General features: G+C 65.8%; 2 protein-coding genes. Both read left to right on the top strand.

The window, feature by feature from the left end; genetic code table 11:
- A partial coding sequence (locus DWV58_RS09760; RefSeq protein WP_147324175.1) for a PTS sugar transporter subunit IIC occupies positions 1 to 240 on the top strand: 240 nt, incomplete at its 5' end.
- Positions 221 to 1,054 (top strand): PTS system mannose/fructose/sorbose family transporter subunit IID, encoded by an 834-nt coding sequence (locus DWV58_RS09755; RefSeq protein WP_117648578.1) that lies wholly within the window; start codon positions 221 to 223, stop codon positions 1,052 to 1,054. The genes DWV58_RS09760 and DWV58_RS09755, both read left to right, overlap by 20 nt.
- Positions 1,055 to 1,063: the final 9 nt, after the last annotated feature.

Below are 1,063 nucleotides of genomic sequence, written 5' to 3'. Positions count from 1 at the left end.
GGCGTTGCCGCCAACATCCTGCCGGCCATGGGCTTCGCCATGCTCGGCCGCCTGGTGCTCACCAAGCAGCTCGTGCCCTTCTACTTCCTGGGCTTCCTGCTGTGCTCCTACGCCAACGTGCCCGTCCTGGGCGTCGCCCTGATCGCCATCATCATCGGCATCGACAAGTTCGACCTGCTCGGCCTGGGCGGAGCCCAGCCCCAGCTCTCCGCGGAAGGGGATGAGGACGATGACTTCTAGTCCCGAGAACAAGATCACGCGCTCCGACCTCGTCAAGAGCGCCGTCAACGTCGGCGCCCTGGGCATGGAGTTCTCCTGGACCTACTACAAGCAGATGAACATCGCCTTCTGCCTGATGGTCGCCAACATGCTCAAGAAGATCTACGCCGGCCGCCCCGACGACTACGCCGAGGCCCTGCACCGCCACTGCGCGTTCTTCAACATCACCGTCCAGTTCGCCCCGTTCGTCGGCGGCATCGCGATGGCCATGGAGGAGAAGGTCGCCCGCGGCGAGATCGAGCCCGAGAGCGTCAACGACGTCAAGGCCGCCCTCATGGGCCCGCTGTCCGGCATCGGCGACTCCATCTTCCTGTCGACGCTGCGCGTGGTCGCCGCCGCGGTGGGCATCAGCCTGTGCCAGGCCGGCAACCCCTTCGGCCCCATCGCCTTCCTGCTCATCTACAACGTCCCCGGCTTCGCGCTGCGCATCTGGGGCGCCGTCAAGGGCTACGAGCTGGGCGTGGGCTTCCTGGACGAGGCCCAGAGGACCGGCCTCATGCAGAAGATCATGACCTGCGTGGGAATCGTGGGCGTCATGGTCGTGGGCGCCATGTGCAAGGACATGTTCTGGGCCAGCATCCCGGTGGCCATCGGCTCGGGCGACGACGCCCAGACCCTCCAGGACATCCTGGACGGCATCATGCCCGGCATGCTCGGCATGATCGCCTTCTGGCTGTACTACTGGCTGCTGTCCAAGAAGATCAACCCCATGGTGCTGATCGTGGCCACCATGGTCGTGGGCATCGTCGGCGCGTTCTTCGGCGTGCTGGCGTAAGGGCCCGGC

Source organism: Collinsella sp. AF11-11 (assembly GCF_003465485.1).
Classification (GTDB): Bacteria; Actinomycetota; Coriobacteriia; order Coriobacteriales; family Coriobacteriaceae; genus Collinsella.
The sequence above is the reverse complement of the archived record's forward strand: the minus strand, read 5'-3'. Positions and strand labels throughout refer to the sequence as shown.